14 protein-coding genes are annotated in these 14,503 nt (G+C 42.4%); 3 read left to right on the forward strand and 11 right to left on the reverse strand.

Annotation, left to right across the window (positions count from 1 at the left end):
• Positions 1–27: 27 nt before the first annotated feature.
• Positions 28–2,445 (reverse strand): outer membrane beta-barrel family protein, encoded by a 2,418-nt coding sequence (locus tag DWW91_RS15685; RefSeq protein WP_122328278.1) that lies wholly within the window; start codon positions 2,443–2,445, stop codon positions 28–30.
• Between the two features lie 198 nt (positions 2,446–2,643).
• Between DWW91_RS15685 and DWW91_RS15690 the strand changes: the two genes are divergently transcribed.
• Genes DWW91_RS15690 through DWW91_RS15700 form a run of 3 tightly spaced genes read left to right on the forward strand, consistent with a single transcriptional unit; the run spans position 2,644 to position 6,435 of the window.
• Positions 2,644–4,503: an SLC13 family permease gene (locus tag DWW91_RS15690; RefSeq protein WP_122328279.1), complete on the forward strand. Its 1,860-nt coding sequence runs from the start codon at positions 2,644–2,646 to the stop codon at positions 4,501–4,503.
• 50 nt (positions 4,504–4,553) lie between these two features.
• Entirely contained in the window at positions 4,554–5,516 is a 963-nt protein-coding gene (locus DWW91_RS15695; protein WP_046146892.1) for a DUF2156 domain-containing protein, read from the forward strand.
• Positions 5,470–6,435: a GNAT family N-acetyltransferase gene (locus tag DWW91_RS15700; protein ID WP_122328280.1), complete on the forward strand. Its 966-nt coding sequence runs from the start codon at positions 5,470–5,472 to the stop codon at positions 6,433–6,435. The genes DWW91_RS15695 and DWW91_RS15700 overlap by 47 nt, the downstream gene beginning before the upstream one ends.
• Positions 6,436–6,459: 24 nt before the next feature.
• Here the strand turns inward: DWW91_RS15700 and DWW91_RS15705 are convergent, their stop codons facing one another.
• From DWW91_RS15705 to DWW91_RS15750, 10 genes are all read right to left on the reverse strand, one after another.
• Positions 6,460–6,768, reverse strand: a complete 309-nt coding sequence (locus DWW91_RS15705) for a HigA family addiction module antitoxin (protein ID WP_007659226.1) — start codon at positions 6,766–6,768, stop codon at positions 6,460–6,462.
• 5 nt (positions 6,769–6,773) lie between these two features.
• Positions 6,774–7,088: a type II toxin-antitoxin system RelE/ParE family toxin gene (locus tag DWW91_RS15710; protein WP_122328281.1), complete on the reverse strand. Its 315-nt coding sequence runs from the start codon at positions 7,086–7,088 to the stop codon at positions 6,774–6,776.
• A 127-nt stretch (positions 7,089–7,215) separates the two neighbouring features.
• Positions 7,216–7,440: a hypothetical protein gene (locus tag DWW91_RS15715; protein WP_007659224.1), complete on the reverse strand. Its 225-nt coding sequence runs from the start codon at positions 7,438–7,440 to the stop codon at positions 7,216–7,218.
• Between the two features lie 354 nt (positions 7,441–7,794).
• Positions 7,795–8,619 (reverse strand): family 6 glucosyltransferase, encoded by an 825-nt coding sequence (locus DWW91_RS15720; protein WP_122328282.1) that lies wholly within the window; start codon positions 8,617–8,619, stop codon positions 7,795–7,797.
• Positions 8,616–9,497, reverse strand: coding sequence for an alpha-1,2-fucosyltransferase (locus DWW91_RS15725; protein ID WP_122328283.1), 882 nt, complete (start codon positions 9,495–9,497; stop codon positions 8,616–8,618). Before DWW91_RS15725 ends, DWW91_RS15720 begins: the two co-directional genes overlap by 4 nt.
• A gap of 18 nt (positions 9,498–9,515) precedes the next feature.
• Positions 9,516–10,739, reverse strand: coding sequence for a glycosyltransferase family 4 protein (locus tag DWW91_RS15730; protein WP_007659220.1), 1,224 nt, complete (start codon positions 10,737–10,739; stop codon positions 9,516–9,518).
• Positions 10,736–11,707, reverse strand: a complete 972-nt coding sequence (locus tag DWW91_RS15735) for an NAD-dependent epimerase/dehydratase family protein (RefSeq protein ID WP_122328284.1) — start codon at positions 11,705–11,707, stop codon at positions 10,736–10,738. Before DWW91_RS15735 ends, DWW91_RS15730 begins: the two co-directional genes overlap by 4 nt.
• A gap of 68 nt (positions 11,708–11,775) precedes the next feature.
• Positions 11,776–12,825 (reverse strand): glycosyltransferase family 2 protein, encoded by a 1,050-nt coding sequence (locus DWW91_RS15740; RefSeq protein ID WP_122328285.1) that lies wholly within the window; start codon positions 12,823–12,825, stop codon positions 11,776–11,778.
• 60 nt (positions 12,826–12,885) lie between these two features.
• Entirely contained in the window at positions 12,886–13,980 is a 1,095-nt protein-coding gene (locus DWW91_RS15745) for a glycosyltransferase family 4 protein (RefSeq protein ID WP_122328286.1), read from the reverse strand.
• A 4-nt stretch (positions 13,981–13,984) separates the two neighbouring features.
• Positions 13,985–14,386, reverse strand: coding sequence for a DapH/DapD/GlmU-related protein (locus DWW91_RS15750; protein WP_305036967.1), 402 nt, complete (start codon positions 14,384–14,386; stop codon positions 13,985–13,987).
• Positions 14,387–14,503: the final 117 nt, after the last annotated feature.

Genomic DNA, 14,503 nt, shown 5'->3' on the forward strand with positions numbered 1-14,503 from the left:
TGCTTACCTTTTATTCCAATATATCAATTAATGATTCGTTCCTTCAAACAAATCATGATCTTCCCGTTTCTGTGAACTCTTTACTTTAAAGTTATTAAAGGTATAGCTTAACGTCAACGTGATAAGCGGATAGTTCGGACGGATCCGGGTGATGGATTGCAGGTCGGATGTGGTGATCTTGCTGACATAACGGGCCGAATTGAAGACATCGCGGAAAGCCAGCGTAGCAGACAATTTGCGGTTCATCAATTGCTGCCGGAGAGCCAGGTTCACATACCAGAAAGCATCGGTCCGTCCCTGCGTAGTCACGGAAGGGCCGACAAAATTACCGTCCAACTGGATACGGGTCGATTTGCCCAGGTCGAAGGCATTATTCCAGATAATATCGTAATTCGTGCTCTTCTCGTTCGTTCCGTTCAGTTTGTACTGGTTCTTTACTTTGTAATGATACAGGCTACCATTCAGGTTCACATTCCACCAACGGGTAAGCTGAACCTGGCCACTCAACTCCAGTCCGGTCGAATAATCGTGACCGACATTCGCCATCGAGTCCAACGTCACACCCGCTTCATAAGGAACGCGCAAACGCTCGATCTTATCTTTCCGGCTACGATGGAAAACCGTAGCGGAAACCGTATGCTCACCGATATTCTTCTTATAATTAAGTTCGAAAGAGTTGATATATTCCGAACGGATATCCGGATTACCGATTTCTGCCGAATAATAATCGCGATAGGTAATATAAGGTTCCATAAAAAAAAGTTCCGGCCGTGTGATACGTCGTGAATAGGAAGCCATCAGCTTATGATCTTTCGGGAACGTATATCCCAGATGTACCGAAGGGAAAAACTCAAACTTATTATATTCACGGTCTTTACCGGGAATGGAACTGCGAAGCACACGATGCGTATGCTCCCCTCTTACACCAGCCTGGAAATCGAACGATTTATAGCTGTCGCCGACAATCGCATAGATCGAATTGATCCCGTGCTGGAAATAGAAAGTATTGTAGATATCATCCCGCCAATAAAACTCCTGCTTTTCAGGACTCCAGAACTGCATGCTGTAATCGCCATCCTCCAGGTAAGAGAAATACTGGTAACCCGCTTCAATATGGCCGGTCTTGCTATACGGATAGATATAATCCATATTACCACGAACCGTCCAGCGATGTTCGTCCTCCCAGGCACGGTGCCCTTGTTCGCGCTCATTCTTTTTATTAAACAAGTCGCTCTGGAAATACTCCATGGCATTCCCCCCATATTTCAGATAAAAACTACCAGTCAGCTGATGTCCCTTATCATTGAACTTATGGTCGAAACCGACACTCCCCTGATAATAAGTTTCATGCAGGTCATAATCGTCGCGACTATAATAATCGCCATTGGCAAAAGGTTGGCTGCCGACCACCCGTTCCTCCGTATAATCCAGGTCGCCGGTACGGGTACGACCGCCATAACCACCTTCCAGATCAACATTGAACGTCGTATGAGGTAATGTATACATCCAGCCGGCTTTCAGGGAATAGTTGAAATTATTACTTTCACGAGGACCGTTCGAATGGGATGTCGTTGCGGTATCGGCAACGATCGTAGTCTTTTCCTGGTCAAAATCACTTTTCCGCAAACGGTCGGTCCAGCCTCCGCCAAAATACCAGCGGGATGATTTGTTCTGTTGCGTCAGCAGGAAATCCACCCCTCTCGACAAAAATGTGCTACCAGTCAGGTTGACCATTCCGCTGAATCCATGCTGTGCGTGCTTCTTTGTAATGATATTGATGATTCCGACATCGCCCCCTGTATCATGGCGAGCGGAAGGAGTCGTTATGATCTCGATATTTTCAATATGGCCGGAAGGGATCTGTTCCAGAGCCTGTGTCCCACTGAACACGCTCGGCTTACCGTCTACATACACCATAAACCCCGTACTTCCACGGAAAGATACTTCGCCCTCGGCATCCACGCGGATAGACGGCGTATTCTCCAGAATGTCGACAGCCGTTCCTCCGCTTGCCAGCATATTCGAAGAGGCCTCGATCATCTTCTTGTCCAGTTTATAGATGACCTGTTTCTTTTGCGCCACGACTTCCACCTCGGCAAGCCCGACTTCAAGCGGTTTCATAGGAATCGTACCCAAGTCGACTATTTCCGACGATGATGCGAGCACAATATTCTGCCGGGTAAACAAATCGTAGCCAACCAACCGGATCATCAGGCTGTATTCCCCGTTCTTCACATCTGCAATTCCAAAACTTCCGTCCATATCGGGCAAAGCATGAAACACAGGATTATCATCTCCCTTTTTAAAAAGGAGAACGTCTGCAAAATCCAAAGGCTTATTTGTTCCGGCATCCACAATTTTCCCTTTGATACGGGTTAACGGAGCGGCAGTTACAGACAGACTAAAACACAATAAGGCCACAATGAGACAAAAACACTTCTTCATTTCTTTACATCAGTCGTTGTTAACAATTTCGCGAAGATAGTATATTCATTACTGCCATGCAATTATTTATGTAGGTTGTATTCCGTTTTCTACTATTTTTGCATAAAAATTGAAGTATCGGGTAAACATATGGGTGTCTTTTTCAGTTAACTATACTGGAGGAATTCGTTTCAGTAAAAACCATTTTAAGTACATTTTATGATAACAACTCTTATTATTCTGGCCCTGTCGGCAGTCTTTTTTGTCAATGGGAAAATACGTTCAGACCTTGTTGCACTTTGTGCACTGGTCTTGTTAATGGTGTTTAATATCCTCACACCGGAGGAAGCGCTTTCCGGTTTCTCCAATTCCGTTGTCATCATGATGGTCGGTTTGTTTGTCGTAGGCGGAGCTATCTTCAAAACCGGACTGGCAAAAATGATCGGCAGTAAAATACTTCATCTGGCAGGTACGAGCGAAATCAAGCTATTCATATTAATCATGCTGGTGACAGCTTTTATCGGCGCATTCGTCAGCAACACCGGGACAGTCGCGCTGATGCTCCCTATTGTTGTCAGTATGGCAGTCAATGCCAACATCAGTCCGAGCCGTTTCCTTATGCCGCTTGCATTTGCAAGTAGTATGGGAGGCATGGCCACCCTGATCGGTACGCCTCCTAACCTTGTGGTGCAGGAAGCTCTTTCCAATGCCGGATACAATGCTCTCTCTTTTTTCTCGTTCACCCCGATCGGTATAGTCTGTATAACGGTAGGCCTCATTGTTCTGATCCCACTCAGCAAATGGTTTCTGTCAAAGAAAGAAGATACCAAAAAGAATGATACATCTACCGGACGTTCACCCCAGGAACTGTCAAAAAAATACAGCCTTTCCGATAACCTGTACCGTGTACGTGTTCACAAAGACTCATTGGTAAAGAATAAGAAACTGCATGAATTAAATATCACCAGCCTCTACAACCTCACCATTCTGGAAATACGGCGCAAGTCTTCCTCACAAAGCCGCTTCATGAAGACAGTCGACCAGAAACTGGCAGGCCCCGAAACGGAAATTCAGGAAGAAGATATATTATATGTATTCGGAGACTACCATAATATTGACAAATTCGTAAAAGAAAACCGGCTGGACCTGACGGAATCGAAAGTTTCGGAATTTACCGGAGATAACGAGAAACTGAGCGTTCGCGAAATCGGTATTGCCGAAGTCCTCTTGATGCCCGACTCCAAACTGATCAACAGAGCCGTTAAAGACTCCGGCTTCCGTGATAAATACTCCGTAAACATTCTGGGAATAGAACGCGGAAACGAATATATCCTTTCCGATGTGAAAGATATAAAGATGCATGCCGGCGATATCCTGCTGATACAAGGAACCTGGGACGATATTGCCCGTATGAGCAAGAAGCAGTCACAATGGGTAGTACTCGGCCAGCCTGTCGAAGAGGCCTCCAAAGTGACACTCGATTATAAAGCCCCCGTTGCAGCCGGTATCATGGTCCTGATGATCGCCGCCATGGTATTCGACTTTATCCCTATCCCTCCGGTCGCTGCCGTATTGATAGCTGCCATACTGATGGTACTGACCGGATGCTTCCGGAATGTGGAAGATGCCTACAAGACAATCAACTGGGAAAGTATCGTCCTGATAGCCGCCATGCTGCCGATGTCGCTGGCATTGGAGAAAACAGGAGCATCATCGCTTATTTCCGAAAGACTTGTCGGAGGACTGGGCAATTACGGTCCGTTGGTCCTGATGGCAGGGATCTATTTCACGACTTCGTTGCTGACGATGTTTATCAGTAATACGGCAACAGCCGTACTCGTAGCCCCCATCGCATTACAGTCTGCCATATCCATCGGTGTAAGCCCCTACCCGTTCCTGCTTGCCGTTACGGTAGGTGCCAGCATGTGTTTTGCCTCGCCGTTCTCCACACCGCCCAATGCGCTTGTGATGTCGGCCGGTAAATATACTTTCATGGATTACGTAAAAGTCGGGCTCCCGCTGCAAATTATTATGGGAATTATTATGATATTTGTGCTGCCTTTATTATTTCCGTTTTAAACATTAACGGACATTTATTAGTTTTATATTTGTACGACAAAAAGAAAAGTATGAAGATTCCTTTTAAACCAATTACAATAGAGGATAAAGAACTTATTACGTCATTTATCTATCCTCACAATTATCGCAATTGCGATTACTCGTTTGCCAATATCTGTAGCTGGCGTTTCCTGTACGACACGGAGTTTGCCGTTGTCGACGGTTTTCTGCTGATCCGTTTCTGGATAGAAGATAAAAGCCGGTTGGTCTATATGACACCTGCCGGAAAAGGAGACCTGAAACACGCGTTGGAGTTACTCGAAGCCGATTCACTGGAACACGGACACCCACTCTGTATGCTAGGCGTCACACCGGATGCCAAAGACATCCTGGAGGAAGCGCTGCCCGGCGGATTTTTCTATATCCCCGAACGCGATTATTTCGATTATATCTATCTGCGTGAAGACCTGGCATTGCTGAAAGGCAAGAAGTTCCAATCCAAGCGTAACCATATCAATAATTTCAAGAAAAGATATGAATACGAATACGCCCCCATCACTCCGGAACTGATTCCGCAATGCTTAAAGCTGGAATGTAAATGGTATAAAGCCAATGAGACGGAAGATGATGCGGAAGACCTGAACTTCGAACGTATTTCGATGACTTACGCGCTCAACCATTACGACGAACTGGGCCTGCTCGGAGGAGCATTGCTGGTGGACGGCAAAGTAATAGCTTTCACCTTCGGTGCACAGATCAATCACGACACCTTCGGCGTGCATGTGGAAAAGGCGGATGTGAACTATGAAGGCGCTTACACTGTTATCAATCAGGAATTCGCTTCACGCCTACCGGAAGAGTTCGTCTACGTCAACCGCGAAGAAGACCTCGGCATCCCGGGATTGCGTCAAGCAAAACTTTCTTATAACCCGGTCATACTATTGGAAAAGAATGCCGCGATTAAGAAAACGCAAAACAACAAACAAGATGAACAAGCAGCAAATAATCGATCTGTGGCGTCTCTCCTTCAATGATACGGAAGAGTTCATACGCCTTTATTTCGACCGGGTATACAAAGAAGAAAATACACTGGTCATCGAAAAGGACGGACAGGTAGTATCTGCCTTGCAGATGCTGCCTTATACCATGACTTATTATGGTACGGAAATATCCGTAGCCTATATTTCCGGAGCTTGTACCCTGCCTTCCATGCGTGGAAAAGGCCTGATGAAACAACTGATGCAAAAGGCTTTCGATGAAATGAAATACCGTTCGGTTGCCGTAGCGGCACTGATTCCTGCCGATCCCTGGTTATTCGATTACTACCGGGAACTGGGATACACGGAAACGTTCGACTACTCCGAGGATACGTATATACGTCCGGAAATACCGGTCTACGCTCCTCAGATAACCGTTGTACCACCGGAAGTTCCTTCCCTGGATCAACTGTACGACTATTTCAACCATAAAATCCGCGAAAGACAATGTTGTGTCCTCCACACCAAAAATGACTTTGTCACCATTCTTCGCGACCTGCAACTGGATGGCGGACAAATGCTGACAGCATTAAACGAAAAAGACCAACCGATAGGGATGGCCTTCACTCTTCCGCCGGATCATACACCCGGACTTTCCGAAGATAAGAAACAGGTCTACGTAAAAGAGTTTTTTTATGATGACGACCGGGTAGCCAACCTCTTACTGCAAGAGGCCACTTTGCAAAACAACGTGAATAAAGCTATCTATAAAACACCTCCGGTCGTACCGGCAACCCGTCCGGTCGGAATGGCCCGCGTAATCGACACCGAGCGCCTGATACATCATTGGCTGTCCACCCATAAAGACAGTCCGTTTACAGAACAGAATCTGAAGAATATGGACATCCAGACACTCACCCGGATCGTTATGGGATACCCGAACCGGGAGTCATATATGAGTCTGATGCTGGATTAATCCGGCATCAGACTTTAGCTTATACTATAATAACGATGCACAAATTGTCCGTATTTCTTTCAACCGTTCAGAAAGATTGCTCTTTTCACGGGCTAAAGCCATATTATAACGTGTTTGCATATTAATAAGTAATTCAGGATTAATACCTAAAGCAGCTTCTACCATTAATGCAAAATCACTGGTAACAGAACGTTTACCATTCAATATTTCATTCAACATTGTATAAGGTACTCCTAACAAGTCCGAGAACTTCTTTTGAGAAATCTTACGGAATTCCAATTCTTCTTTTAACACATCCCCCGGATGAGTCGGTAATCTTTTTATTGTATCCATACCTATTATTGATAATGATTAGTTATATCTGTTACTATACAAACAGTTAATATGACTTCTGCTGCATCTGTACGAATTTTAAATTCTAACCGATAATGGTAATCTATTCGTATAGAAAAATGATCCTTTAATCCTTGAAGAGCTTCAAAATTTAAAGAGTTCAAAACAAACAAATCCTCAATTCGTGTAGCAGCCATTAATGTATCAATACGTTTTTGATATTTTTTAATGACAGCAGCATCAAAACGATATTTCTTGTTTTTACATTTACCACTTTCATATAGTTCTTTCAAATAATCTTTTTCGTATTCTATAGTCATAGTTCTGTTTGTTTCTACAAAGATAATACAACAAAAGTATTATTCACTAATTTAGTGAATGTTTTTTTCTAATCAATAACTATTTCAAAGATATCTCCTTTCTGCAAGTCGATCCTGACGAACCGCATCAACACGATTCGTTCTTTTTCTTTTCCAACGCCTGTTTATAAAGTATGTCCTGAAGTACGGTATACTGGGCAACATAGCTTTCCTCCATCATGCCATTAGCCTCACTCGCCCCGTCTGTCTCCACAAACAGGCTGATTCTTTTACTCATTTCTATATATTCGTCGAATCCTTCATTAGAAGAGTTCAATACGCTGATAATCGTTTTGTATCTCGGGGTATCCATAATTATCTATTAAATTTTAATTCAACAATAAGACACAACCCGTCTATAAATAAAACAGGTTGTACAAAGATAGAATAATCAAATTGGATATCCTAGTTGCACAACCTGCGTTTATTTTATGGAAAATGTTCAGATCGTCATCGACATTATTTTATTTCCTAATGCAAAGAAGAAATAGCTGGTATACACATTTGTACTTCATCAAAAAAAGCAAAGTTTCTCCAGGTTTCACCGGTACGTTATAGTACAAACTTAACTTTTCACAAATATCCATCGGATTTATAGATGATTAAAAGTACAAATGCACTAAATCCAAGGTTATACAAATAAGTATTCATTTATTAAAGTATCCGACTAAAGACCAAAACCACGCAATATCCCTATAACCTTTCTGGCAAACCTCACCAAACTGCGCTTCAAATAACTCGTGTAATCATGGAAATTCCTTTTACCTCCGCGTAAATATTTATGACCGCCACAGATAAAGCTTTTATCCAATAAAAGTATAATCTGCGGGAAAGGCATGTTCCAGCCCTCCGGATAACAGTAAGCCGGAGTTAATGAATAAGGCGGATGATCTAAAAAATAACGGTTGATATGCGATTCATCATGCCAAAGAGCCATCACTCCGTTTCTTTTGTCTTCTTCCGTATTATCCCTGAGAGTCTCCGCCATCTTCAAAAAGGCAGGAGTCCTACCGCCGTTTAACCCACCGGCATAATAATAACGGCCTTCTCCGTAAGGAATATAAGCTGTCGATTTTTCATTCCGGTCATAGGTGAATTCGTTCACCTCACGATCATAACCCCCAGGATGTATTAGCCCGACCAATCCGTTGGAACTTTCCTCCGGTAAAAACTCTTTACCGATCTTCTCCCGTATAACCATATTGGCATTGAAAAAATAAAGATAATCCGTTTCCTTTTCCAGCCGTTCCTTTATTTTTAAAAACATACTGAAACGCATCAACGTATTATCGGGCCATCCTAGATTTTCCTGATAAATACGATGGATACGCTTATTCTTTTTTTCTCCATATAAGCATGGATTGTCCGTGAACACGTAGTATTCACGGATGCAGGGGAGCCCCTGCATAAAAGACTTTTCAGTACTCTGATAAAATTTCTTCCAAAAGATAGAGTAACGTCCCGTACAGATATATAATATCCCGATTCTCATATGAATAACTTGGCTATAAGTTTTTTTATTTTTTTATAATACACATAACGATAATGACTTATAGCATACATATATAAATCTATCCATTCGAAAATAGTCTTGCGAATCCGCAATTTGCTCCATTCCTCCGGATATAAATCTTTTATATCATTAGCCCTATAAAGTATTTCAAACCATGATTCAGGACAGATAACCCGTTTATCCGGAGACGAATCCAACCAGGCTCCCCACCAGGCAAACGTGGAATTACTGATGATATGATGCCTGCAAAAACTTTGCAGATACAAATCGACTGATGGTGATTCATTTTCAGAAAAATAAAAATGCTTCCCCTTAAAATGTTTTTTACACCAGTCTATGTCATCGCTAAAAATCAAATAATCAGTCGTTGGTGAAAATAATCGCATTGCTTTTTTATAATATCTGACCGGACAAACAGCATAATACAATTTCGATTGCATATAATCTCCTCTCCGGACATGCACAGAAACCGGTTTTTTATTCAGTATATCCTGATATTTATGTCTTATATACAATTTCGTTTCCTCATCTATAGCAAATAATTCCCGGATAAAATCTTTATCAATATATTTCTCTGACTGAAAATATCCATAAACTGTCAAATCCTTCTCATCCGGTAATGCCCGATAATGAAAAAACGGTTCATTATATACTTTTTGATTTTGCGGAAAGTCTTCCGCAAAATCAATCTTACGTAAGATTGATTTTTTATACTGAAGAACATACTCAACATACCGATAGTCCTCCTGCCCGACAAAAGCTTTAAAAGGGACATTCAACCGCCTTGCCAACGAAATACCCGCTGCAATCTCAAATAAAATATTACCCAATCTATCCGATAAAACAGAATAAATCATATATTCTTTCCATTAATATTATAAAAACTCAGACTCTATCGAGCCTATCATTTTCTCCAATAAAATATCCGGACGCAAATAAGTTTCCGCATATCTCCGGTTCCGTATCCCAACCCGGCTACGTTCGGATTCATCCATTTCGGCAAAAGCCACTATTTTCTGCACCAACAAATCCGACTCACCATGGGAGACGGAAATATTTCCGGGACAACGACACAAAATATCCGTTATATGGGATTGCTCAGGGCCGATATACAATACAGGCTTACTAATGAACATCGCTCCATAGATCTTATTCGGATGCGTAAAACCGACACAACCTTCCCCTAAAGAAACCACCTGGATATCTGCCGAACCTAATGACAAATGAATCTTTTCACGCGGTTGATAAGGTAAAATCAGGATATTATCCAACCGGTATTTTTCTTTGTATTCACGTACTTCCTGCAGACGGACTCCGCCTCCAATATGAACAAACAAAAAACGCCCATCCTCTTTCAGCCTGACCGCAGCATCCAGTAACGTAGTCAACGGATGCATGACAGAATGATTACCGGAATACATAATCACGATCCTGTCCCCAAAACCGTTTTCTATCCGGAACGGATTCTCCATTCGTCCACCTTCAAAAACAGCCGTCATAACCGGCCACACGGGAATCACATCTATTCCGGACTTTTCTGTGTGTAAACGCCGGTTGATATGCTGCTTCATATAATCATCCAATACAATAATTTTATCAGACTGATGAAAGACATAATCCCCGCATTTCTGCATGCTTTTCGCAGGAATAGAACCGGCTTTCATATAACCGGCTACCAACGATAACTCCGGCTGCAGATCCATTGTCCAATATACAAAACGTATATTTTTCATTTTCGCTGCTCTTATCCCAAGATACGATAACAAAGGCGGACTCGTTAACCCTATCATCGCATCGCATTCAGACCGTTTTAATAATAATAATTTACAACTTATCAGAACATTGAAACTCAGGAAATCCGCCAAACGTCCCAGCTTCGTCTTTTTACCGAACCCGGTATTAGACAGACGGTGAATGCGGACTCCGTTATGGTGTTCCATAGCCGGATACATTATTTCCGGATGCTCATAATTATGACGGCTGGTGATGACAGTCACATCATGTCCGTGGTCGGACAGAGCTTGCAGCAAATCAACCAAATGTTGTGCCACGGAAGCAGTGTCCGGCCAGTAGACCTGTGAGATACAGACTATTTTCATTTATTCTTTTTCTGTACTTGTTCATTTATCCATCGGTAGGTCAATGCCATCCCTTTAGACAACGGCCAGTTAGGCGCCCATCCCAGTTTCTCCTTAATCAGACGGTTATCGGAATTACGGCCGACAACACCCAGCGGACCGGGAATATGTTTTATATCCAAATTCTTACCCGCAATCTCCATCACCATTCCAGCCAGGCCGTTGATACTGATCATCTCGTCCGAACCGATATTTACCGGTCCCATAAACGCATCCTGACTCATCAGGCGGCGCACACCTTCCAGGCATTCATCGATATAAAGAAACGAACGGGTCTGATTGCCGTCCCCCCACATCTCGATCGTTCCGCCATCAGGCGTTTCAGCCACCTTACGGCAAAAAGCGGCCGGCGACTTCTCACGTCCGCCCTCCCAGGTTCCTTCCGGACCGAAAATATTATGGAAACGGGCAATACGTACATCCAACCCCTTATTACGATGGTAAGCCATATACATACGTTCACTGAACAGTTTCTCCCAACCGTAGTCACTGTCCGGTCCTGCCGGATAGGCCGAATCCTCCGAAGTAGTCGGATGCAAAGCATCCATCTGGTTACGTTCCGGATAGATACAGGCAGAAGACGAATAGAAAATTCTTCCCGCATTCCGTTTATAAGCCACATCCATCATATGGATGTTACACATCACCGAATTATGCATAATATCGGCATCATTCTCACCGGTAAAAACAAAACCGGCACCACCCATATCGGCAGCAAACTGATAGATTTCGTCAAACTTACGATCGACGGCACGGTTACATACATCCATGTCGCGCAGGTCACCGATCATAAAATCATCGGCTTCCGTCGGTGAAAATTCCGGATACTTCAAATCGACACCTTTTACCCAATACCCCTCATTTTTGAGGCGTTTAACCATATGGCTACCGATGAAACCACCGGCGCCACAAACTAATGCTGTTTTCATGTTAATTGTGAATTAAATTAATAAAATATCTAAGAGAAAGTCTTGAACGATGTTTAAGTCGCTATTTATCAGAAATGAAACATTTTTCGATGAGTTCCTTTTTTCACCATCAGTTTCAACTCGTAGAGTGACCAAAGCAAGAGCGGCATGCGGTAATATATCAGATAGTATCTGACAGGCAAACGAAGCCGGAACAGAACCGTTACATTTAATATATCCCGATCCAAATTTTTTATAACGTTCCTGACAAAATGAAACCTTGTTTTTGCAGGGACAACAGGTTTTGTATATAAAAAAGAGAGAAGTGTCCCATGTAAAAAAATATAATACCACTGCATAAAACGATTCATCTTTTTATTGCAGATTCCTTTTTCTTTCAGAAAACCATCAATGCCATGCCAGATTTTCATATCATCGTCTAAAAGAGATAAATCACAACAATACAGTTGTGATTGTCTTTGTCGAGACAAAGAATCATCCTGTTTCACAACATGGTATAAAGGAGTGGCTATACAACGGAGATTATCGATATACTTAAAATAGGTACAATTGAATATCAAATCTTCCCCCCAATTGATACCGGGTTGAAAACGCAAATGATATTCTTCGATAATACCACGACTATACAAACGGCTCGTCGGACTGGCAATAAGCCCACTGATAAGATGCTCCAACAAAAACTCGGTAGCACCGTCATCTAACCTATATGTTTTATCTTCTATCTCATGACTATACTTGAAAACCCCGCTGCTATCATGAACGCTCATTCCGCAAAGAGGTATCGTATCCTTTCCGACTGCCTGATACAGAAGAAACAGATAATCGGGTTCAACCCAATCGTCACTGTCGATAAACGTTATATATTCTCCTTTCGCCAGCTCCATTCCCCGATTACGGGCAACCGACACACCCGCATTTTCCGGTTGTGCGGTAAGATGGAAACGGGAATCTTTTTTAAGATACAGATTACAGATCTGCAAACTGTCGTCAGTGGAAGCGTCATCAACCAGAATACACTCCCAATTCGTATACCTCTGATTCAATACGGAATCCAGACAACGAGACAAACAATATCCCCGGTTATAGACCGGAATAATAATTGAAATTTGCCCATTCATTATTTCTTATTTTATTGATTAATCACATGTTCGCCTTGAAGGCATTCCGCTTCGCAATCTTCACATGTTACTTCTTGAATTAACAAAAGACTGAAACAGCATATCCCATTTCTTATAAACCGTTTCGGAATTATAGTTTTGAAGTACGAACGATCTTCCATTTTCCCCATACTCATTTCTCCTATCGAGACTATCCATCAACTTTATAAGAGCCGTCTTTAATCCGGATATATCCTCCGGTGGAACCAGGATTCCTCTATCCTCTCCTATTATATCGCCAGGACCTTCCGGACAATCGAAGGAAACGACCGGTAGTCCGCAGGAAGTCGCCTCTAAAAGACTCATTGGAAACCCTTCAAAACGGGAAGACATGACATAAACGGAAGAAGACAAATATTCAGAAATTACATCTTCCGTATACCCTTTCAGGAATACATATTGTTCCATATTATACCTCTTTATCTTTTCCGCTAAAAAAGCATGCATCTCTCCCTCCCCGAAAATATCCAGATGCCAGTCGGGATAATCTTTCCAGATATATTTGACAGCTTCCAGTAATAAGTCATATCCTTTCTGGTTAGAAAGACGGCCTATCGAGAGGATTCTTTTTGATGTCAGATCAGCTTTCCCTTTTGGTGTAAAAGTCAACATATTAGGTATGACTTCGACATTTTTCAGCCTGCGCCTGAATTTATCGGCATCCTTCTCGGTGAGAGACACCATTTTATAAAACGACTGATAGACATATTCCCGAAAAAAAAGAATGGGCGAAGGATAGATATCATACAAGTTATGTTCGCAGGCAATCGACTTTTTCGAAAAACCTGAAAAATACAAATACAGATTGGCTAAGAAGTTCTGCCCTATAAACAGGCCGGAATCATTTTTACGCATCATTTCCCGAAAAGAAAAGAAAGACTGGATTATCCGCAATAAACGCTTAAACGGACTACTATGAATAGAATACGATTCACAGGTTACATAAACGATACTCACCTCTTTTTCAAGAAAGAAAGCCGGTGATATATTCTGCTGGAATAGAGAAATGATCCGCACCTCATGCCCTTTTTTCACCAAAGTATTCGCTAATAAGGTTGTCGTTCTTTCCGTCCCGGCTTTGGCTGTGATATCTACCACTATAAATGAAATTTTCATCTGATTATTCTTTACTGTCAATACTCCTATACTTTATTATCCTGGCAGGATTTCCGGCAATCACCACGTTTTCCGGAAATTTGCCACACACCACACTACCGGCTCCTACAATTGAGTTTTTTCCGATAACGGTTCCCTTTAGAATAATTGAATTCATCCCGACAAAGCAGTTCTCGCCGATAGAAACCGGTTTCATCTTCAGATGTAGAGGATCGGTCGTAAAATTCAATCCCGGCTCAAATGCATGGAAATCATTATCTACGATCTTACAGTTGGCCCCTATAAACGTATTATTTCCTATCCGTATCTCTTTCATAGCGTAAATCGTCGAACCGGATATACCGACATTTTCCCCGATATGTATAGTTCCTCCATGTCTTGCCACCAGTATCGTCCTTTGATACATACCCAACAAATTATATACTGGCGTACTACAGAGCCCGGACCCTTTACCTATCAAAATAGAGGAATTCCTGAATGCAAGGATTATGCTGAACCCGACCAGATTAACCCGGCCCAGATA

The organism is Parabacteroides sp. AF17-3 (assembly GCF_003635445.1).
GTDB classification, from domain to species: domain Bacteria; phylum Bacteroidota; class Bacteroidia; order Bacteroidales; family Tannerellaceae; genus Parabacteroides; species Parabacteroides goldsteinii.

Coding starts and splice junctions, on each gene's coding strand:
- DWW91_RS15685 (WP_122328278.1), bottom strand. CDS start 2,445: ATGAAGAAGTGTTTTTGTCTCATTGTGGCCTTATTGTGTTTTAGTCTG.
- DWW91_RS15690 (WP_122328279.1), top strand. CDS start 2,644: ATGATAACAACTCTTATTATTCTGGCCCTGTCGGCAGTCTTTTTTGTC.
- DWW91_RS15695 (WP_046146892.1), top strand. CDS start 4,554: ATGAAGATTCCTTTTAAACCAATTACAATAGAGGATAAAGAACTTATT.
- DWW91_RS15700 (WP_122328280.1), top strand. CDS start 5,470: ATGAACAAGCAGCAAATAATCGATCTGTGGCGTCTCTCCTTCAATGAT.
- DWW91_RS15705 (WP_007659226.1), bottom strand. CDS start 6,768: ATGGATACAATAAAAAGATTACCGACTCATCCGGGGGATGTGTTAAAA.
- DWW91_RS15710 (WP_122328281.1), bottom strand. CDS start 7,088: ATGACTATAGAATACGAAAAAGATTATTTGAAAGAACTATATGAAAGT.
- DWW91_RS15715 (WP_007659224.1), bottom strand. CDS start 7,440: ATGGATACCCCGAGATACAAAACGATTATCAGCGTATTGAACTCTTCT.
- DWW91_RS15720 (WP_122328282.1), bottom strand. CDS start 8,619: ATGAGAATCGGGATATTATATATCTGTACGGGACGTTACTCTATCTTT.
- DWW91_RS15725 (WP_122328283.1), bottom strand. CDS start 9,497: ATGATTTATTCTGTTTTATCGGATAGATTGGGTAATATTTTATTTGAG.
- DWW91_RS15730 (WP_007659220.1), bottom strand. CDS start 10,739: ATGAAAATAGTCTGTATCTCACAGGTCTACTGGCCGGACACTGCTTCC.
- DWW91_RS15735 (WP_122328284.1), bottom strand. CDS start 11,707: ATGAAAACAGCATTAGTTTGTGGCGCCGGTGGTTTCATCGGTAGCCAT.
- DWW91_RS15740 (WP_122328285.1), bottom strand. CDS start 12,825: ATGAATGGGCAAATTTCAATTATTATTCCGGTCTATAACCGGGGATAT.
- DWW91_RS15745 (WP_122328286.1), bottom strand. CDS start 13,980: ATGAAAATTTCATTTATAGTGGTAGATATCACAGCCAAAGCCGGGACG.
- DWW91_RS15750 (WP_305036967.1), bottom strand. CDS start 14,386: ATGTATCAAAGGACGATACTGGTGGCAAGACATGGAGGAACTATACAT.